The sequence below is a fragment of the Sinorhizobium sp. NG07B genome, from assembly GCF_002532005.1.
In the GTDB taxonomy this organism is placed as follows: domain Bacteria; phylum Pseudomonadota; class Alphaproteobacteria; order Rhizobiales; family Rhizobiaceae; genus Sinorhizobium; species Sinorhizobium fredii_C.
On sequence record NZ_NWTD01000003.1, the window covers coordinates 543,193 to 563,508 of the forward strand.

18 protein-coding genes are annotated in these 20,316 nt (G+C 63.0%); 9 read left to right on the forward strand and 9 right to left on the reverse strand.

Annotation, left to right across the window (positions count from 1 at the left end):
- Positions 1 to 12: 12 nt before the first annotated feature.
- Positions 13 to 1,041, reverse strand: coding sequence for a Gfo/Idh/MocA family oxidoreductase (locus tag CO664_RS12415; RefSeq protein ID WP_097538920.1), 1,029 nt, complete (start codon positions 1,039 to 1,041; stop codon positions 13 to 15).
- 134 nt (positions 1,042 to 1,175) lie between these two features.
- Between CO664_RS12415 and CO664_RS12420 the strand changes: the two genes are divergently transcribed.
- The 4 genes from CO664_RS12420 (at position 1,176) to CO664_RS12435 (ending at position 5,537) form a co-directional block, all read left to right on the forward strand.
- Entirely contained in the window at positions 1,176 to 2,213 is a 1,038-nt protein-coding gene (locus CO664_RS12420; protein ID WP_097524691.1) for a LacI family DNA-binding transcriptional regulator, read from the forward strand.
- Between the two features lie 320 nt (positions 2,214 to 2,533).
- Positions 2,534 to 2,836, forward strand: a complete 303-nt coding sequence (locus tag CO664_RS12425; RefSeq protein ID WP_097538921.1) for a hypothetical protein — start codon at positions 2,534 to 2,536, stop codon at positions 2,834 to 2,836.
- 212 nt (positions 2,837 to 3,048) lie between these two features.
- Positions 3,049 to 4,176: a site-2 protease family protein gene (locus CO664_RS12430; protein WP_037425621.1), complete on the forward strand. Its 1,128-nt coding sequence runs from the start codon at positions 3,049 to 3,051 to the stop codon at positions 4,174 to 4,176.
- A 113-nt stretch (positions 4,177 to 4,289) separates the two neighbouring features.
- Positions 4,290 to 5,537 (forward strand): S41 family peptidase, encoded by a 1,248-nt coding sequence (locus tag CO664_RS12435; RefSeq protein ID WP_097538922.1) that lies wholly within the window; start codon positions 4,290 to 4,292, stop codon positions 5,535 to 5,537.
- Between the two features lie 15 nt (positions 5,538 to 5,552).
- Here CO664_RS12435 and CO664_RS12440 read toward each other — a convergent pair whose 3' ends face one another.
- Together CO664_RS12440 and CO664_RS12445 are read right to left on the reverse strand one after the other, a co-directional pair.
- A complete protein-coding gene (locus CO664_RS12440; RefSeq protein WP_037425626.1) occupies positions 5,553 to 6,551 on the reverse strand; it encodes an ABC transporter permease in 999 nt (332 codons plus the stop codon).
- Positions 6,552 to 6,579: 28 nt separating this feature from the next.
- Entirely contained in the window at positions 6,580 to 7,356 is a 777-nt protein-coding gene (locus tag CO664_RS12445; RefSeq protein WP_050988372.1) for an ATP-binding cassette domain-containing protein, read from the reverse strand.
- Between the two features lie 207 nt (positions 7,357 to 7,563).
- Between CO664_RS12445 and CO664_RS12450 the strand changes: the two genes are divergently transcribed.
- Positions 7,564 to 8,544 carry an NAD(P)-dependent oxidoreductase gene (locus CO664_RS12450; protein WP_097538923.1) on the forward strand — a complete coding sequence of 327 codons (981 nt, stop codon included), beginning with the start codon at positions 7,564 to 7,566 and terminating at the stop codon, positions 8,542 to 8,544.
- 47 nt (positions 8,545 to 8,591) lie between these two features.
- The gene (locus CO664_RS12455) at positions 8,592 to 9,581 is read left to right on the forward strand and encodes a sugar-binding protein (protein ID WP_097524693.1); all 990 of its coding nucleotides are present in this window, start codon (positions 8,592 to 8,594) and stop codon (positions 9,579 to 9,581) included.
- A 51-nt stretch (positions 9,582 to 9,632) separates the two neighbouring features.
- Here CO664_RS12455 and CO664_RS12460 read toward each other — a convergent pair whose 3' ends face one another.
- Positions 9,633 to 11,030 (reverse strand): family 16 glycosylhydrolase, encoded by a 1,398-nt coding sequence (locus tag CO664_RS12460; protein WP_097538924.1) that lies wholly within the window; start codon positions 11,028 to 11,030, stop codon positions 9,633 to 9,635.
- Positions 11,031 to 11,207: 177 nt separating this feature from the next.
- Between CO664_RS12460 and CO664_RS12465 the strand changes: the two genes are divergently transcribed.
- On the forward strand, positions 11,208 to 13,949 hold the full coding sequence (locus tag CO664_RS12465; RefSeq protein WP_097538925.1) for a PAS domain S-box protein: 2,742 nt from the start codon (positions 11,208 to 11,210) through the stop codon (positions 13,947 to 13,949).
- Complete coding sequence (locus CO664_RS12470) at positions 13,946 to 14,311, forward strand: response regulator (RefSeq protein ID WP_097538926.1); 366 nt, start codon at positions 13,946 to 13,948, stop codon at positions 14,309 to 14,311. Before CO664_RS12465 ends, CO664_RS12470 begins: the two co-directional genes overlap by 4 nt.
- On the opposite strand, the gene CO664_RS12475 is transcribed toward CO664_RS12470, so the two are convergent.
- From CO664_RS12475 to CO664_RS12495, 5 genes are read right to left on the reverse strand one after another with little or no spacing between them, the layout of a single operon-like run.
- Positions 14,286 to 15,041, reverse strand: a complete 756-nt coding sequence (locus tag CO664_RS12475; protein WP_097538927.1) for an ABC transporter ATP-binding protein — start codon at positions 15,039 to 15,041, stop codon at positions 14,286 to 14,288. The two genes, CO664_RS12470 and CO664_RS12475, sit on opposite strands and share 26 nt — an antisense overlap.
- Complete coding sequence (locus tag CO664_RS12480) at positions 15,038 to 15,889, reverse strand: ABC transporter ATP-binding protein (protein ID WP_097538928.1); 852 nt, start codon at positions 15,887 to 15,889, stop codon at positions 15,038 to 15,040. The genes CO664_RS12475 and CO664_RS12480 overlap by 4 nt, the downstream gene beginning before the upstream one ends.
- Complete coding sequence (locus CO664_RS12485; RefSeq protein ID WP_097538929.1) at positions 15,876 to 16,781, reverse strand: ABC transporter permease; 906 nt, start codon at positions 16,779 to 16,781, stop codon at positions 15,876 to 15,878. Before CO664_RS12485 ends, CO664_RS12480 begins: the two co-directional genes overlap by 14 nt.
- On the reverse strand, positions 16,781 to 17,806 hold the full coding sequence (locus CO664_RS12490) for an ABC transporter permease (RefSeq protein WP_097538930.1): 1,026 nt from the start codon (positions 17,804 to 17,806) through the stop codon (positions 16,781 to 16,783). The genes CO664_RS12485 and CO664_RS12490 overlap by 1 nt, the downstream gene beginning before the upstream one ends.
- Before the next feature lie 21 nt (positions 17,807 to 17,827).
- Complete coding sequence (locus tag CO664_RS12495) at positions 17,828 to 19,417, reverse strand: ABC transporter substrate-binding protein (RefSeq protein ID WP_097538931.1); 1,590 nt, start codon at positions 19,415 to 19,417, stop codon at positions 17,828 to 17,830.
- 137 nt (positions 19,418 to 19,554) lie between these two features.
- Between CO664_RS12495 and CO664_RS12500 the strand changes: the two genes are divergently transcribed.
- Complete coding sequence (locus CO664_RS12500; protein ID WP_097538932.1) at positions 19,555 to 20,253, forward strand: FadR/GntR family transcriptional regulator; 699 nt, start codon at positions 19,555 to 19,557, stop codon at positions 20,251 to 20,253.
- Positions 20,254 to 20,316 lie beyond the last annotated feature (63 nt).

Sequence of the window (20,316 nt, forward strand, 5' to 3'; positions counted from 1 at the left end):
CAAATGCCTCGCTCAGATTGTCACGCGCTGCCGGGTGCGGGCGCTCTCGATCGCCGCGAACACCATGGCAAGGCTGTTGATATTGTCGTCGCTCGCCGTTTCCGGCTTCTGCCCACTGCGGATAGATGCGACGAAATCGGCAATCACGCTGACATGCCCGTGCGTCTGCCGCGGGTCGGAGGGTTCCGGGATTTCGAGCGGCAGCGGTTCGCGTAGCAGGCCTTCGCCGCCCGCGACCGTATGGGCATGGAAGCTCTCGGCGCCATCCCAAAGCAGGGTGCCCCGCGTCCCGGTGATCCGCCAGGCGCTCTCCCAGCTCGTATTGGCGCCTTCGGCGCACCAGGAGCCGCGGTAGGTAAAGGTCACGTCATCCGAAAGTTCGAAGATCGCCGTCGCGGCCGCGCCGTGACGATACCAGGAGCCGCGCGGGTTCTCCTCATAGCAATAAACGGCAAGCGGCTTCTTGTCTGCGATGAAGCGGGCGGCGTCGAACGTGTGGATTGCCATGTCCAGAAGCAGCACGTGCTCCATTTCTTCCCGGAATCCGCCGAAATGGGCACCGATGAAGAAGTCGCAGTGGATGCCGGTGAGTTCTCCGAGTGCACCCTCGTCGACGAAACGGCGGATCCGGCGCACACCCGAGATGAAGCGGCGGTTCTGCACGACCGCATGCAGCTTCCCCGCCTCATCGGCGAGACGGATTAACTCCCGGCCGTCTGCCAGCGAAGCGGCCATCGGCTTCTCGCTCAGAACGTGGCAGCCATGCCGGAATCCGGCCGCGACCACGTCGCGACGCGCAGCCGGTACGACGATATCGAAGAGGATGTCCGGCTTCGTTTCAGCCAGCACCGCGTCGAGATCGGGTCCGATGACGACGTCCTGAAGATCGAACTCGGCGGCAAGCGCGGTGGCGACCTCCAGCTTGACGTCGACAAGCCCGACGAACCGGATCTCCGACCGGAGATCGGGGTTGGCGGCGATCGCCCTCACCCAGCCTCTGGCCATGGCTCCGCACCCGCATAGAACTGCGCGCAAGATCACGCTTCTCCTCCCGAACGATGACGATTTCGCCTTGTATCGGCCTCCGTAAACGTTTACGGAACTATGCGGAGTTTCCGAAACATGTCAATAGGGAATCGGGAACGGCAAGCGGCAGAGGAGGAAACACTCCGACAATGAAGGGCATTCGGCGGCTTGCGCAGCATCTCGACATCTCGATTGGAACGGTTTCCCGAGCACTGAACGGTCGCCCGGATGTCAACGAGGAGACGCGCCGGCGGGTGCTGGCGGCGGCCAAGGAACTCGGCTATGTGCCGAACCAGTCGGGGCGAAGCCTGCGCCAGGGCACGACCAACATCATAGGTTTCATGATGCAGACCGGGACGGAGATCACCGGTCAAGGCGACACATTCTTCATGAGCGTCTTCGACGGGGTGCAGGCGGTCTTCGCCAGGCACAAGCTCGATCTCGTCGCGCTGCTCTGCTCGTCGCAGGAGGACCCGGCGGATTATCTGCGCCGCGTGGTGACCCGCGGCTTTGCCGACGGGATGATCCTCTCGGCGACGCAACGGCACGATGCCCGTGTCGAGCTTCTGTCCGAGCGCAACATTCCCTTTGTCACCCTTGGCCGGACCCTGACGGATGCCGGCCAGCCCTGGCTCGATCTCGATTTCGAGGGCATGGCGCAGGCGTCCATCGACCGGCTGGTGGCGCGCGGCCATCGCCGCATCGCCGTCACGCGCCCGCATGACGACGTCAATCTCGGCTATGTCTTCGTCGAACGCTGCCGCGAGGCGCTGGCCGCCCACGGACTAACGCTTGACGAGGAATTGATCTTCCGGTCCACGCCCAATGAAGCGGGCGGATATGAGATCGGCCGCGAACTTCTCTCACTCGACGAGCGCCCGACCGCCATCGTGCTGATCAACGAGACGATCTCGATCGGTTTTTACCGGGCGCTTTCGGAGGCAGGCGTGAAGCCCGGACGCGATATCGCGGTCATCGGACGCTACAGCCCGCATGCGCAGTTCCTCTCACCCTCGCTCACCTGCTTTCGGCTATCGCTGCGCGATCTCGGCGTAGCCCTGGCCGAAACGCTGCTCTCGACCATGCCGGCCTTCCGCGAGCATTATCCGCATGGGACGGCGAGCAAGCTCTGGCCGATGGAGCTTGTCGAAGGCGCCAGCGACGCCCTCCATATCCAGCAGTCCTGAGTGGGCCGCAACCTGCCTCGTCACAATCAAGAGGTGGCTGCTGGCACCAATTGCAGCGCCAAGACGTGAATTCGCCGGATTTGAAATGTACGGCGCTGATGTGGATCAATTTGGATGATCCCACCGTTTGTAAGCACCAGCGAACGCCGTCGGGTCCGAACCAGTGGCTCTCGTTGGGGAATTGGCGACTGTCCTTGCCGATCGCAGTGTTTTTGCGGGGGCTCGATCCCGAGCCCATAAAAGCTATTCGATTCCAATGGTTAAAGCGGATTTCGAATGTAACGCGTTCTCTCGACATCCTGCTGGAGAAGGAGATCGCAATGCGCGGAATATTCTTTTTGCTCTTCGGATTGTCTACGACCACCTTTGCTTACGCCCATGACGCGCCAAGCGGCTGGAAATATCCGAACTCCTGCTGTTCGAACTTCGACTGCCGTCACGTCAACCAGACGGCCGTAAGCGAACGACCCCAAGGCTACATCATCAACGCTACCGGCGAGGTCCTGCCCTATTCCGACAGAAGGGTCCGCATATCGCCGGACGGCGAATATCACTGGTGCTCGGCGGCGGGCGAAGACCGCGGAAGGACGATCTGTCTTTTTGTCCCGGCAAGAGCCTATTAGGGGCGTTCACGCGTCCGGGCGATGTCAGACGCAGATCGATCGCGATCGATCCCGATGACGCTTCGGCAGCCGCAGGGAACGAACCTGCCGGCCATTGATTGTACATTCGAGTTTGCGCCGCCGCCCGGTAGACGATCGAGGCGATGTCCAAGCCGCCGCCGGCAGCGTACACTCGGTCACGGTCTATCCCGTGCGGCAGGAGCGCATCGCGCATGGCTTGGTCATTCAGGATTGGGACGATTGCCGGCACCGCGCTCCGCGTGCATGTGACCTTTGCGCTGCTGCTCGTCTGGATCTGGCTGATGCACTACCGGATCGGCGGTACACCGGCCGCGCTGGAAGGGATCGCCTTTGTCCTGGCTGTATTCGGCTGCGTCGTGCTGCACGAATTCGGGCACATTGCCGCGGCTCGCCATTTCGGCATCAAGACGCCGGATATTACCCTGCTTCCGATCGGCGGTGTCGCCCGGCTCGAGCGCATGCCGGAGGAGCCGGGGGCGGAATTCGTGATCGCGATCGCCGGCCCGCTCGTCAACGTGGCGATCGCCGGCGTCCTCATTCTTGTGCTCAGGACCTCGATCGGCCTGGAGCAGATCGCCGGGATCGAGGACCCGCATATGAGCTTTCTGGCGCGGCTCGCCGGGGTGAATGTGTTTCTGGTACTTTTCAACATGATCCCGGCCTTTCCGATGGATGGCGGCCGCGTCCTGCGCGCCGCGCTTGCCTCGCGCTTGAGCTGGCCGCGCGCCACCCAGATCGCCGCAATGATCGGCCAGGGCCTCGCCTTCGTCTTCGGTTTCGTCGGCCTGTTCTACAATCCGCTGCTGATCTTCATCGCAATCTTCGTCTATCTGGCAGCGACCGCGGAAGCGCAGAACGCCCAGATCCGCGAAGTTTCCGGCAGCGTTCTGGTGAGCGACGTAATGATTACCGAATTCGCGAAGCTTGACCGCACGGCGAGCATCGACGAGGCCATCGAAGCGCTGCTTGCGACGACGCAGCGCGAGTTCCCCGTGGTCGACGCCTCCGGGCATTTCGAGGGCCTGCTCACTCGGGACGATATGATCCGTACATTGAAGGAAAAGGGCGCGACAACGCCCGTCGTCCTGGCGATGCGCCGTGACGTGCCGAGAATCCACCATCGCAAGCGCCTCGACGAAAGCCTCCGCCTCATGCAGGAGGCGAGCTCCCCTGCCGTCGCGGTCGTGGACAGCATGGACCGCCTCGTCGGCCTGATGACCCACGAAACCATCGGCGAGATGATGATGGTACGCGCGGCCGCCGCCGGACGCTTTCGTTTCGGGCATTTGCGGCATCGCAATCCCGAGAGCCGAAGCTGAATTTCGCGGCGGCTACGGCCATTGGCTTCACGGAATGTTGTTGAGGGGAGTCTCGATCCGGCCGCGGCTTTGCGGATAGTGTTGGACATCATGGGAAACATGGTTCCGCAACGATGAAGACCAGTCGCTCCCTGCCATTCGCGCTCCTGCTCTTGCTCGTGCCCTGCCACGGGTTCGCGCTGGATCTGCCCCGTTCCGGCCATGCGGTCTTCGATCGCGCCGTCGAGTTAGTCGTCGACAATTTTTATGACACATCCGCGCTTGATCGCTTCAGTGCCGCGGTCCGCCGCCAGGTCTCGGATGAGCGCGGCAGGCTGACCGCGAAGAGCTCGGAGGATCGCGTCGATGCGGCAGTCGACACCGTGCTTGCCAGCCTCGGCGTGTCGCATACCGGCCGCTTCACTGACGACACGATCGACTATTACGAACTGGCCGACATATTCCGCTTCGCCATCCGCAACGACATCAAACGCTTGTTTCCGCCGGACGGCGAAGTTCGTTATGCCGGGATCGGCATGGTTACGCGGGTGGAAGGCGGTCAGCGCTTCGTCAGCGATGTCTATGACGGGGGCCCCGCCGCCCGGGCAGGCATCAGGCTCGGCGACGAGATCCTCTCCGTGGACGGTCTGCCCTACCGCGAGATCGCTTCCTTCCGCGACAAAATCGGCCGAACCGTCGACGTCCGGCTGCGCCGGCACCGCGACGCACTGCCGATTACCGTCACGGTCGCCGTCGAGCGGCTGCAGCCGCTGCGCACGTTCGAAAAGGCGATCGAGAACAGCATAGCGGTGACCGAACGGGATGGGCGGCGCATCGGCTATCTGCGGCTCTGGACGCTGTCGACCCGCGACGGCCTCGACATCGTCGCCCGTGAACTCGCCGGCGGTCGCCTCAAGAACGCCGACGGGGTTATTGTCGACCTGCGCGGTCGATGGGGCGGCGGCCCGCCGGACGCGGCGGACCTTTTCGTCGGCGGGGTGCCGACGTTCCGGCTGATCTCGCGGGACGGCAAGGACATGTTCGGAACCGTTCGCTGGCGGCGGCCGGTAGTGGCGATTATCGATCAGGGATCGAGAAGCGGCCTCGAGCTCTTCGCGCATGCCCTGAAGGTGAATGGCATACCGCTCGTCGGCTCACGGACGGCCGGCGCCCTGCTCGCCGGACGCGCCTTTCTTCTTCCCGATGACAGCCTTCTGGAAGTGGCAGTCTCCGATGCGGTCATCGACGACACTCTTCGTTTGGAAGGCCGCGGCGTCGAACCGGACATAGCCGTGCCCTTCAGCCTGCCCTACGCGGCCGGGCGCGACCCGCAACACGACGCAGCCCTGATGGAAATGCAGCGCATCCTCACCAAGGGCTGAGCGGCTCAATCGCCCTTACTCGCTCTGGCGGAAACTGCGAATGCGATCGAACAGAACAGCGAGCACCGTCGCGCCGCCGATGAAGGTTCCCTGCCAAAAGGCATTGATCCCAAGCAGGCCGAGGCTGTTGCGGATCACTTCGATCAGCGCCGCACCGATCAGCGCGCCTGAAGCGGTACCGACGCCGCCGGCCAGGTTGGCACCGCCGATGACCGCCGCGGCGATCACCTGGAGCTCCATGCCGGCGCCAATGTTGGTGGTGACGGCGCCGAGCCAGCCGGTCTGGATGATGCCGGCGACGCCCGCCGCGAGTGCCGAAATCATGTAGACGGCAACCTTGATGCGACGGACCGGGACGCCCGTCAGCGTCGCGGCGTGCTCGTTGCCGCCGATTGCGAAGACGTAGCGGCCGAACTTCGTCCAGCGCAGCACGAAGCCGGTGAGCAGCGCCAGTACGATCATGTAGATCACCGGATTGGCGATGCCAAAGAACCAGGCGCCGCCGCCAAGCGCCAGCAGAGTGTCGTGATCCGGACCGAACTGGAAGACGACGGTGTTGTTGGAGGCGACCATCGCCAGGCTGCGCGCGATCGACAACATGCCGAGCGTGATGACGAAGGGTGGAAAGCCGAGATAGGCGATCATCACGCCGTTGAAACCTCCGATCAACAGGGCCGTGCCGACCGAGGCGGCAATCCCCACTTCGATGCTATAGCCAGCATTCATGACCACCGCGAGCACCATGCTGCAGAGACAAAGGACAGATCCGACCGACAGGTCGATACCGCCAGTGATGATCACTAGCGTCATGCCCAGCGCAATGATCGCCACGAAGGTGAAATTGCGGGTGATGTTGTAGAGGTTCTTCGGGGTCGCGAAGGTATCCGTCGCGACCGACAGGAAAAGGCAGGCCAGAATGACGGCGATCAGCACCCAAAATGTCTGGCTGGACAGAACCGAGGTGATCCAGCCCTGCTGCCTCTGCCCAATCGCTCGATCCAAGGTAATTGCCATGACCGACCTTCGCTTTTCCTGAGCCCAACTATACCTGTTCGATCGCCCCGGTGATTAGGCCCGTGACCTCTTCGGGCGAGCTCGCCGCAATCGCCTTGTCGGCAACCTTCCGGCCGCGCCGCATGACGATGACGCGATCGGCGACGTCGAAGACGTCCGGCATGCGGTGGCTGATCAGCACCACGGCGATGCCGCGGTCGCGCAAATGGCGGATGAGATTCAGCACTTCCGCGACCTGGCGAACGGAGATCGCCGCCGTCGGTTCGTCCATCAGCACGATCTTGGCCTCCGATAGCATGGTGCGGGCGATCGCGACTGCCTGCCGCTGGCCACCGGACATCTGCTTGACGAGATCGCGCGGGCGGGTTTCCGATTTGAGCTCCCTGAAGATCTCGCCGGCACGCCGGTACATGGATTTGTAATCGAGAATGCGCAACGGTCCGATACCGCGCCGCAACTCCCGACCGAGGAACACGTTCGCCGCCGCCGTGAGGTTATCGCAGAGCGCCAGGTCCTGGTGGACAATCTCGATACCATGCTTGCGCGCTTCGACGGGGCGATGCATGACGAGATCAGCCCCATTCATGCGCATAGTGCCATGGCTTGGCCGGAAATTTCCGGCGATCATTTTGACGAGCGTCGATTTGCCGGCGCCGTTATCGCCCATGAGGCCGACGACCTCGCCCGCCTGAAGCGCGAAGGAAACGTCGTTGACCGCCTGGATGGCGCCGAAATGCTTGGAAACATTGGCGAGTTCGAGAACCGCCACGTTAGCCTCCCGATAGCTGGCAGAAGCCGTGCTCACGCATACCTCGTCGGGACGAAGCCTGTATGACGCCGCTGCCGGGTCTCCTCCCCTGGGTGATGCGATCTCCATTTACGCAAATGCGCGGAACAGCGTCAATCAATCATCCTACAAATAAAGACGTATATGCGCGCGAACTCATATTGTATTACAAATATTCGTTGACGCGCGAGGCGCGCCGATATTAGCTATCAGCAGGAGGAGAGCATGCTGATCCTTGTCACCGGGGCAACGGGCAAGGTCGGACAGCACCTCATTGCTAGGCTGCTTGACGATCCGCGTTTTTCCAAGGCGCGCATCCGTGCGCTTTGCCACAACCGCCTGTGTGCCGAGACTGACCGTGTCGAAGTGGTTCGCGGAACGATCGCCGAGCGCGACGTCGCCGCCCGCGCGCTCGTCGGGGTAACGCATGCCGTCCACCTCGCCACCTGCAAGGAGACCCCCGACAGCGTCATGGACGTGACGGTCAAGGGGCTGTTCTGGCTGCTCGAGGAATTCCGGGTGAGCGAGACCGCCCGGCAGTTCATCCTGCTCGGTGGCGATGCAGGCGTCGGCCATTTCCATTACCGGCACGACGGCCCCGTCACCGAGGCGACGCCGCATAGGGCCTATCCGGGCTGCTACGCCCTGTCGAAAGTCCTCGAGGAGGTGATGCTGGAGCAATACGGCATCCAATATGGCTTGAACGGCTGCTGCCTGCGCGCGCCCTGGATCATGGAGAAGGATGACTTCAAATACTCCCTCTCCTTCGGCGACGATGTTTTCGGCGGGCCGGTGTGGAAGGACCTCGTTCCCGAGGCCGATGCTAAGCGCTATAAAAAGGACGGCACCGTGCCGTTGCTGCTGGACGCCGACGGGCGACCGCTAAAGCGCAACTTCGTTCATGTCGATGATCTCGTCTCGGCGATACTGGCGGCGATCGATCATCCTTGCGCGGTCCGGCAGCTCTTCAACATCTCGATGGATCGACCGGTCGATTACGGCGAAGTTGCAACTTATCTCGCCCGCACGCGCGCTCTTGGCTTCGTCAATATCCGCAGCCGCTTCTATTCCAACTGGATGGACAACAGCAAGGCCAAATACCTGCTGGGCTGGCAACCCGCCTATGATCTCGAGAAGCTTATAGACTCTGCCTGGCAGTACGAACGCTCGGAGGAGGATCCGCGCGTCGTCTGGTATCCCGGCTGACTGGTGTCGCGGACACGAGGTGTCCGCGCGTTTCAAGGGAGGAAAGCATGAGGAAGGCATTATTGCTTGCCGCAGCCGTGCTGGCGCTCAGCGCCGGAACCGCTCTGGCCCAGAAGAAGCAGCTTGTCATTGTCGTGAAAGGCCTCGACAACCCTTTTTTCGAGGCAATCAACCAGGGCTGCCAGAAGTGGAACAAGGAAAATCCGGATTCGGAATATGAGTGCTTCTATACCGGCCCCGCCTCGACATCCGACGAGGCCGGAGAGGCGCAAATCGTCCAGGACATGCTGGGCAAGGCAGATACCGCGGCAATCGCCATCTCGCCCTCGAACGCCAAGCTCATTGCCCAGACGCTCAAGACCGCAAATCCGACAGTTCCGGTCATGACACTCGACGCGGATCTCGCGGCCGAGGATTCGGCCCTGCGCAAGACCTATCTCGGCACGGACAATTACCTGATGGGCTACCGTATCGGCGAGTACATCAAGAAGGGCAAGCCGAATGGCGGCAAGATTTGCACCATCGAAGGCAACCCCGGCGCGGACAATATCCTGCGCCGCGCCCAGGGCATGCGCGACGCGCTGACCGGCCAAAAAGGGCTGGCGGAGCTTAAGGGCGAAGGCGGCTGGACCGAAGTTGCCGGCTGCCCGGTCTTCACCAATGACGACGGCGCAAAGGGTGTGCAGGCGATGACGGATATCCTGGCCGCCAATCCCGACCTCGACGCCTTCGGCATCATGGGCGGGTGGCCGCTGTTCGGCGCGCCGCAGCCTTACCGCGACCTGTTCAAGCCTATGGCCGACAAGATCGCCAAGAACGAGTTCGTGATCGGCGCTGCCGACACGATCGGCGAGGAAGTGGCTATCGCGAAAGAGGGTCTGGTGACCGCCCTTGTCGGGCAGCGGCCCTTCGAGATGGGCTACAAGGCGCCGTCGGTGATGCTCGATCTCATCGCCGGCAAGCCGGTCGAGGATCCGGTCTTTACCGGTCTCGACGAATGCACCAAGGACACGGCGGATACCTGCATCCAGAAGTAACATCTGCAAGGGAGGCCGGCCGCTTGCTGTCGGCCTCCCAAGCCTCCGTAGTTAGATCTGCCAGTCGGCGTCCAACTGATAGGCCCTGATATAGTCGATCTTCATCTGCGACCCATCGACGAGCCCGTCGCTCGGCGCGCCGGCGATGCCCCCGACCGCCAGGTTGACGAGCATATACATCGGGTCGTGCATGTCCGACGGCGTGTCGGCGCGCGCGATCGCCGCATCATCGAAGTACCAGACGATCTCGTCCTCGGTCCAAAGCACCCCGTATTTGTGAAAGCCGCTGGCGTCAGCGACCTTCACTGCACTCGCTATGCTGGTCTGCGAGCCGGTCTCGTTCGAATGAACGGTGGCGATAACGGTATTCGGATCCTGCCCACGCATTTCGACGACGTCGAGTTCCGGTGGCCAGGAGCCATCGGCGGGCAGCAGCCAGAAGGCCGGCCAGACGCCCTGGTCGTCCGGCATATCGGCGCGGATCTCGAAATAGCCGTAGGTCTGGGCGAAGGACGAGTGTGTCGTGAGGATTCCGGACGTGTAATCATAGCCGTTTATCTCGGCCTGGAGAGCCTCTGACGCGGGCTTGGCAGTAATCGTCAGAATGCCGTTGTTGACGGAGAACGGATTGGCCGAAGCGGTCGGCTGATAGCTTGGGTTGATATACCACTGCAGTTCGCCGTTTCCGGTAAGCGTGCTGCCTTTCTCAGGCGCCCACCAGAATTTCGGATCCCAGACGCCGCTCGTGCCGCTTCGGAGCTGGAGCGTGGTGAACTCGTCCGAAAACGTCTGCGTCAGCACCGAGCGATCGAGGCTGAGCCTGAATTGATGCGCCTGCAACTGGTCGGCAGTGGTATTGGCGAACACCAGGCTCTCGCCATCTGCCAAAGCGATCCGCAGATTGGCTCCTTCCTGGCTCGCATTGGCGAGGACCTGCTGGAAGGAAGTAAACCCGTAGCCGTCCAAGCGAACAGTGTCGTCGAAGTTGAAATCGGTGATAAGGTCGCTTCCGTTGCCGCGGGCGAACACGAAGATGTCGGCACCGCCCGCGCCGATCAGAACATCGTTGCCGCCGTCGCCGTCGAGCGTCTGGCTTCCCGAGCCGCCCTTGATGATATTGTCCGTGTCGTTGCCGAAGGCGAACCGGCCGTTTCCGGTGACGGTCAGGTTCTCGAAATTCGCGGGCAATGTATAGCTCATCCAGGTATTGATGGTATCGACACCCTCGCCTGCGGCCTCATAGGCCCGGTTGATCCCCGAATAGAGATAATAGATGTCGTCGCCCTTCCCGCCGATCATGGTGACGTTGACGGAACTGTCGCCCCACATGGAATCATTGCCGGCAGTGCCATAGAGTGTTGGCCCTGATCCGGTGGCGGAAAACCAGGCCGTCGAGCTTCCGCTATAATAGAGCGGCTTGCCCACGGCATTTAGCACAGTTCTGCTCATCGAATGTCTCCAGTTTTGAGTGACCTCCTCCTCCGCGAAAGCCCGAGGGGCTACACCCTCTCCGACGAACCTACCATCTGAGATGTGGCTGAACACCCCTACCACTTTTGGGGCGCTTCGGAACAAAGCTCCGATCAGCGGCGTTGTCCGGCGTTATGCGGCGTGCGGAGGGAACAGATGTGCAGTGCGGAGACTCTGCCCAAATTCGATTTGGGCGATCTGAGTGTGTTGGGGTCACCAGATTTTCGAGCGGCACTCGATGCGCTTGCCGTTGCAGTTTACATCACGGATGCAGACGGCTTCATCACCTACTGCAACCCGGCCGCAGCCAGCCTCGCGGGGCGAAAACCGGAGCTCGGCCAGGACCGCTGGTGCGTCAGTTGGAAGCTTCGTCACCCAGACGGCACGCACTTGCCGCACGACGAATGCCCAATGGCGATGGCGCTGAAAGGGCGCCAGCCGATCCGCGGGCAGGAACTGGTGGCGGTTCGACCGGACGGTTCGACCGCATTGCTCCTCCCGCATCCCACGCCGATCTTCGACGAGTCCGGTGAACTTGCCGGCGCCGTCAATCTGCTCGTCGACATTACCGAACGCAAAAGCGCGGAGAAGGATTCGCGCTATCTGGCTGCCATCGTCGAATCCTCCGACGACGCCATCGTCGCCAAGGATCTGAACGGCATCATAACGAGCTGGAACAAGGGCGCCGAGCGTTTGTTCGGATATCTGGCCGACGAGGTGGTGGGCGGATCGATCACCATACTCATGCCGCCCGGCTATGAGAATGAGGAGCCCAACATCCTCAGGCGCATCCGTAGCGGCGAGCGGATCGATCACTACCAGACGACCCGCCGGCGCAAGGACGGCAGGCTCATCGATATTTCGCTGACCGTCTCGCCGGTCCGAGACGCGTACGGCCGCATTATCGGTGCGTCCAAGATCGCCCGCGACATCACCGAACAAAGGCGGAGCGCCGCGGCGCTGGCCGCTCGCCTGCGCGAACAGGGCGCGCTTTACCGCCTGACCGAGCGGCTGCACCGGGCCCAGGACATCTCGGAGGTCTACGAGGCCGCGCTCGATGCCATCCAGGGCGCGCTCTGCTGCCATCGGGCCTCCATTCTGATTTTCGACAGTTCAGCAACCGACAGTTCCGCAAAGATGCACTTCGTCGCCTGGCGCGGCCTCTCGTCAGAATATCGGACCGCGGTGGACGGCCATTCTCCCTGGACCGGCGATGAGCGGGATCCGCAGCCAATCTTCCTCGAGGATGTTGCGCAAGCCGAGGCGGTTGCGACCCTTCGGCCGGTCATCGAGGCGGAAGGTATCCATGCGCTCGGCTTCATACCGCTCGTCGCCGACGGCAGGCTCATCGGCAAGTTCATGACCTATTATGACCAGCCGCATGCTTTCACCGACAATGAGGTCGACGTCGCATTGACGATCGCCCGCCAGCTCGGCTTCAGCATCCAGCGCATGCGCGCCGACGAGGCGCGGCGTCTAGCCGAAGAGCAGCTGCGGCGCAACGAGGCGAGCGAGAGGGCGCGCGCGGCCGAGTTGATGGCCATCATGGAGGCGGTGCCCGCGTCGATCTGGATCGCGCGTGCGCCCGATTGCCGTGTCATCAGCGGCAACCGAGCCGCCTATGAGCTTCTCCGTCAAGCACCCGACAGCAACCTGTCGCTCTCGGCCCCGACGGGCGAGCGACCTGACAACTTCCGCGTCTTCTCGCTGGGAAAGTTGCTGTCGCCCGAGGAGCTCCCGGTGCAGCGTGCGGCGCGCGGCGAGGTGGTGCCGAACTTCGAGGAAGAAATCCGCTTCGAGGACGGGACGTCCCGTTACCTCTTTGGCAACGCGACGCCGCTGCGCGACACCGCCGGCGAGGTGGTCGGCGCCGTGGCCGCATCGGTGGACATCACCGCGCGCAAGCAGGCCGAAGAAGCGCTGCAGGAGAGCGAACGACGGCTGCAGATCGCTCTCGGCGCCGGACGGATGGGCGCCTGGGAATGGAATATCGCCACCGGCAAGGTCATATGGTCGCCGGGCCTCGAGGCGCTTCATCAGCTCGAACCGGGAACATTCGGCGGCACGTTTGAGGATTTCAAGCGCGACATCCATCCCGACGATCTCCTCCTTGTCGAGCTGGAAATCGCCAGGGCGATGGAGACGCGCGAGGATTATCACGTCGTCTACCGGATCAGGCTCCCCGACGGGAGGATCCGCTGGATGGAGGCGTTCGGGCAGTTCTCGCCTCAAGGTGCCGCGAAGCCAGGCAAGCTCGCCGGCGTTTGCATGGACATCACCGAGCGTAAGGAAGCCGAAGCCCAACGCAACCTTCTCGTCGCCGAGCTCAGCCACCGGGTCAAGAACACGCTTGCAATCGTAAGCTCGATCGCGCGCCAGTCCTTTTCGGTCAGCCCCGATATCCACGAGGCGCATCGCTCGTTCGACGCCCGCATCAGGGCGCTCGCCCAAACCCATACACGTCTGGCCGAAGCAAGCTGGTCGGGGGTCTCGCTGGAAACCGTGCTGTTGGACGAACTGGCCCCCTATCACGACGACGGCAGGAACAACGTGACGCTCTCCGGACCGCCGATGATGCTGCCGCCTAAGTACGCACTAACGCTCGGCATGGCGGCCCACGAACTTGCCACCAACGCCGCGAAACATGGTGCGCTTTCGGTTAAAACCGGCGGCGTCGGCATCGAATGGTCCGCAGACCGGGAAACCGATCGGCTCCATATTCGCTGGAGCGAATCGGGCGGCCCGGCCGTCCTCGCCCCCAAGCGCAACGGTTTCGGCCGCTTGCTGCTGGAACGCGTCTTGGCCTCCGACCTCGGCGGCGAAGTCAAGCTCCAATTCGCGCCGCAAGGCCTCGTCTGCATGATCGACATTCCCTACCCTCGCGAACCCTCCCCATGACAGCCACGCAGCCATATCGGGTCTTCGTTGTCGAAGATGAATTTCTGGTAGCATTACAAATCGAGGACGATCTTATTACGGCCGGCTATCTGGTGGTTGGGCCTTTCACCAGCCTCAGCACGTCGATCGCGGCCTCGCGCGCCGAGAGTTTCGACGTAGCGACGCTGGACCTGAACTTGCGCGGCGAGCTCGTCTACCCGCTCGTCGACGAACTGCTTGAACGCCAGGTGCCGGTCCTGCTGCTGACCGGCTATGCGCCATCGGATCTGCCGGAGCGGTTCCGTGCGCTGCCGCGCCTCAGCAAGCCATTCGACGGGACCGAGCTCGTTACCAGCATCAGGAGCCTTGTTCCGGCTGCATGAAGCTCGCGTCGAACAGCTCGCGCGCATAGGCATCATGGGCGACGCCGCGCTGCAGGTCGTTTTTCGTCAACTGGTCGACGAAAGTTCCGTTCTTCATCACCAGAACCCGATCGCACATATGGGCAACGACGGCGAGATCATGGCTGACCAGCACGAATGTCAGGTTCCGCTCGTCGCGCTGGTCCGCCAAGAGGTTGAGGACCTCGGCCTGGATCGACACGTCAAGCGCCGATGTCGGCTCGTCGAACAGCAGGATCGGCGGAGACAGGATCAGGGCGCGGGCGATCGCCACGCGCTGCCGCTGGCCGCCCGAGAGCTCATGCGGGAAACGGTTGGCGAAATCGGCGGGGAGGCCCACCTGCCGCAGGGCCCGCAGCACCCGCTCCCGATCGTCGCGATGGCCCATCGCTTTCACGGGTTCGGCCAGCGCCGTGCCGATCCGGTGGCGCGGGTGGAGCGAACCATACGGGTCCTGGAACACCATTTGCGCCAGCTTGAGCTCCTCGCGCCCTCGAAAATTTCCGACTTCGCGCCCGTCGAACCAGATGCGCCCCGTCCAGCCGCCCTCGAGGCCCGCCAGCGAGCGTAACAGCGTGGACTTGCCGCAGCCGGACTCGCCGACGATGCCGAGCGTCTCGCCCCGCTCCACAGAAAAACTGACGTCGCGCACGACGTGGTGGCGGCTCTGGCCATGGCCGAAGGCCACATCGAGTTTCTCGACCCTGATCACGCCACCCTCCCGCCGATGTTTTCGAGCGCCTGACGGTCCATGACGGCAAGCCGCCGTACCGGATGGCGCGCGTCCGGCATCGCGGCGATGAGGGCCCGCGTATAGGGATGCTGCGCCTCGCCGAGGCCGGTCAGTTCCTCGACGATCCGACCGCGATACATGATGATGATCCTGTCGCAGAAGCTCGCCACCATCCGGATGTCGTGGCTGATGAGGATGAGACCGGAATTGTTCTCGCGCACCAGCTCGTCGAGCAGCAGCAGGACGTCCTTGCGGACGCTAACATCCAGGGCCGAGGTCGGTTCGTCGGCGATCACGAGTTTCGGCCGGGCGATCAGCATCATGGCGATCATCACGCGCTGTCCCATGCCGCCTGAGACCTGGTGTGGATATTGCCCCATCACGCGGTCCGGATCGCTGATCCGCACCCGGACCAGCATGTCGCGCGCGGCCTTGAGAGCGTCCTTGCCCTTGAGACCGAGATGCAGCCGGGCGGATTCGGCGATCTGCTTGCCGATCGACAGGACGGGGTTCAGCGAATAGCGCGGGTCCTGCATGATCAGCGCCATCTCCTGTCCCCGCAAGCGGTCCATCTGCCGCTCCGTCTTGCCAAGCAGCTCCTCGCCGCAGAAGGTCATGGTCTTCGCGGTGACACCGGCCTTCGGCGGCAGCAGCCGCATGATCGCCCGGCCGGTCGTCGACTTGCCGGAGCCGGATTCGCCGACGATACCGACGCGCTCGCGGCCGATGTCGAAGCTGATTTCGGTGACAGCGGCGATCGCGTCTCGGCCGAAGCGGACGTTCAGGTCGCGTATGGAGAGGATTGGCGAAGCGTCACGATCGGGCATGGCGTGGGTCCATGATGTCGCGGAGCGTATCTCCAACGATGTTGAAGGCGAGGCTGGTCAGGAGGATGGCAATCCCCGGCATCACCGCCACCCACCAGAAATCGAGCATGAACTTGCGGCCGCTCGAGATCATCGCGCCCCATTCGGGCGCCGGCGGCTGGGCGGCGAGGCCGAGGAAGCCGAGCGACGCGGCCGTCAGGATGATGCCGGCCATGTCGAGCGTCAGGCGGACGATGACCGAGGGGATGCACATCGGGGCGATGTAGAGGAAGAGGACGCGAAGCCGGCTCGCCCCGTAGAGCCGTGCGGCCGCCACATAGTCGGCATTGCGAACCACCAGCGCCTCAGCCCGGGCGAGCCGGGCGATCGGCGGCCAAGCAGTCAGTGAAATCGCGATGATCGCGGTCGACAGGCTGGCACCGAGCGCCGCCGCGAAGGCGAGCGCCAGGATCAGCGACGGGAAGGAAAGCACGATGTCGGTGGCGCGCATCAGGATCGCGTCGGTACGCCCGCCGAAGAAGCCGGAGACGACGCCGATAACGAGCCCGATCGGGCCGACGATGATCGAAACGAAGAAGATCGTCTGGATGGTGATGCGCGAACCATAGAGGAGCCGGCTGAAGATATCGCGCCCGAACTCGTCGGTCCCGGCGAGATGCGCAAGGCTTGGCGGCTGCAGCGCGTTCGACAGCGATTGGGCGGTGGGGTCATATGGGGCGATCAGCGGCGCGAAGGCGGCCACCAGCAGGAGTAGGCCGATGATCGCGAAGCCAGCCAGACCGAGCGGCTCCTCGGCAAGCTTGCCGGCCGCGCGGCGGAGCGCCGAAAGCATGCGCTCCGTGAGACCTGGCGACTGCAGCATTTCTGAATCGGTCCGGATCGCGTCACTCATCATACCGCCTCCCGGGTCCGTGGATCGAGGATCGCATAGGCAATGTCCGCAATGAAGTTGAGCAGCATGAACACGAAGCCGACGATGATGGTTGCCGCGAGCACCGCATTCATGTCGCCGATCATCAGGGCGTTCGTCATGTATTGGCCGATGCCCGGCCAGGAGAAGACGATCTCGGTCACCACCGCTCCTTCGAGCAGATTGCCGTAGGAAATCGCAAGCACCGTGATCAACTGCACGGCGATGTTCGGCAGGACGTGATGGGTGACCGTGCGGGCCGGCCCCGCACCCTTGGCACGGGCCGCAATCACGTAGTCCTGGCTCAACTGTTCCAGGGTGAAGCTGCGCGTCATGCGGGTGATATAGGCCATTGCCATATAGGCGAGGATGGCGGCCGGCAGGATGATGTGCGACAGCGCGTTCCAGAAAATCTCGGTTTCTCCGGCAAGGAGGCTGTCGACGAGCAGCATGCCGGTCACCGGCTCGACCATGCCCTCATAGAAGACGTCGATCCGCCCCGGTCCGCCGACCCAGTCGAGCGCCGCATAGAAGATCACCAGCCCGACGATGCCAAACCAGAAGACTGGGATGGAGTGGCCGACCAGAGCCACGACGCGGGCGAACTTGTCGATGAAGCTGTCGCGGAACAGTGCGGCCGCGAGGCCCAGCGGAACGCCGACGACGGCCGAAATGATGATCGCCAGCGTCGCCAGCTCGAAGGTTGCCGGGAAGGCCTGCAGCATGTCGCTGGCGACCGAGTTGCCGGTGAGGATGGCTTGGCCGAAATCGCCCCGGAACAGGCCCTGCAGATAGATGAAGAACTGCTGGTAGATCGGCAGGTCGAGGCCGAGCCGCGCCCGCATCGCCTCGTAGGCGGCCGGATCCGCCAGCTCGCCGACAATGGCGCCGACCGGATCGGCCGGCAGGACACGGCCGATGACGAAGGTGACCGAGAGCAGAATGAACAGGCTGATGACGAGATGGAGGACGCGCCGTGCCAGCTCGATTGCGGTGAGTTCCTTCATGGCCGTGTCCCGACGCCGCCCCTAGTCGGACGCCTTGGTGACGCCTTCGAGCCGCGTCAGCTGATTGGGATGACTGACATAGTCCTTGACGCGCGCATTGACGACGATCGGCTCGAAGCGTTCGAAAAGCGGCAGCACGGCGGGCTTCTGCTCGACGAATTTTTCCTGCATCTCGACATAGATCTCGCCCCGCTTCTTCGCGTCCGGCTCGAGCGAAGCCTTGGCGGTCAGCGCCGTCAGTTCCGGAATGTCCCAGGCCGAGCGCCAGACGAAGTTGCCGGCATTGTTCGCCTCCTTGGAATTGTCAGGATTACTGGAGAACTGTTCCATGGAGCCGAGGACGTTCGGCATGTAGGCGCCGGTCTGGGGGATGAGCAGGTCGAAATTGCGCGCCCGGTGATCGGCAATGATGTCCGAGCCGTTGCCCTGCTGGATGTCGACCTTGATCCCGACCTGGCCGAGCGAACCCTGGATGGCAGTCGCCAGGTCGATGCGCGGCGTCTGCGCGATGGTCTTCAGCGTCAGCGAAAAGCCGTTGGGATACCCCGCTTCCGCCAGCAGCGCCTTGGCCTTCGCCGCGTCGAAGTGCCAGTCCGGATTGGCAATGGCATACTCGTAATCCTCCGGCACCGGCACGTTGCGGACCCGGCCATAGGGGCCCATGATCGTCTGCTCGATGCCCTTGTAGTCGATGCTGTAGGCGATCGCCTCGCGCACCTTGGGATTGGCGAGATATTGGTTGCCGGCATTCATCGACAGAACATAGAAGCCGCCGGTCGGCACCCGCTGGACCTCGAAACCTTGCTGGTCCCCGAAGGTCTTCAGGTCCGCCGCGCTCAGCGCGCTGGCGATATCGATGTCGTTGCGCTCGAGCATCAGGCGCGCCACCTGGCTTTCCGGCACGTGCCGCACGATGACACGACGCATGTGCGGAGCGCCGCCGGCATACGCGTCGTTCGCCTCGATGATGACCATCTCGTTGGGCGTCCAGCGCTTCAGCGTGAAGGGGCCGGAGCCTGCCGAATTGGTGCGCAGCCAGGCATTGCCGTAGTCATTGTCCTGCACGTGCTTCTTGACCTCGACGCTGTCGACGACGCTCGCGACGCACATTGCCAGCCGGTAGAGCAGCAGCTCCGCCGTGGTTTCGCCGGAAAGGTCGATGCGCACCGTTTTCGGATCCACTGCCCTGACAAGCTTGTCGACATTGTCGGCCATATAACCGATGCGCTTGAAATTGGCAGCCGAGGCCTGATCGAGCTTGAGCAGCCGAGCGAGCGAATAGACGACGTCGTCGGCGGTGACCGGATTGCCGGAGGCGAAGGTCGCTTCGCGCAGATGGAAGGTGATGCCCTTGTCGTCGATCTCCCAGCTTTCGGCGAGCTGCGGCGCGATCTTGCGGTTTTCCGTCTTCACCAGCCGGTCGTAAAGATTGGACATGATCTCGATCGCCTTCGCCTCGGTCGCCTGTTGCGGATCGAGCGACAGAACCTGGGCGAGAGAGGTGCCAATGACCAATTGGTCGTCGGGAGTAGCGGCGTTTGCGCCGGGCGCAGAAAAGCTCAGAACGATTGCCGCGGCCCCTGCGATGAGGCCCTTCGAAAAATGCTTCATTGAAACTCCTCCCTGACCTATCATAGGAGACATATTACGTCGTCCGTATATCATAGTATGAATTAGCGACATTCGGCGGCGTTGGCAAGAGCTTTCCGGGCGAGACCGTGAAAGCAACGGACTCTGATGAGGGATAAATGACGGGCGGACGACAGAGACTGGCGCAACGGGTAATCGACGAACTGCGCCGGCAGATCGAGGCCGGCAGGCTGAAGGAGGGTGACCAATTGCCGACCGAGCCGCAATTGGAGGCGAGCTTCGGGGTGAGCCGCACGGTGGTCCGCGAGGCGATCGCCGACCTGCGCGCCGCAGGCTACGTCCGCCCCATTCAGGGCAAGGGCGTCTTTGTCAGCGACCCGAAAGCAAGCCGGCGCTTCGCGCTCACTCCGGTCGAAATCAGGAGCATCCCGGAAACGCTCGAGCTCCTTGAGTTCCGGCTGGCCTGCGAGAGCGAAGCCGCGGCGATTGCCGCATATCGCAGGACCGCCGAGCAGGAAGCGGCGATTAGCGTCGCCAACAGAAAGATGGCGCAGCTGATCGAAGAGGGGAAGCCGACGGTCGAGGCCGATTTCGAGTTCCACATGGCCATCGCCGCGGCGACCAACAACCGCTTTTACCTCGATGTGATGCGCCAGTTCGGGCCGCGTGCCATTCCCCGCAGCCAGTTCACGACGTTGCCCGAGGCGGCCGACAAGGCCTATCTGCTCGGCGTCCAGGCGGAACATGCCGACATCCTCGCAGCCATTGCCGACCAGGATCCGGAACGCGCCAGGCAGGCGATGCGCAAGCACATCATCGCCAGCCAGCGCCGCTATCGCCGGCTCGCCGAGCACTAATCGCTCGACATCTCCAAAGAATTCATATTATGTCATACGACATTGGATAAGTTCGGGAAGGAG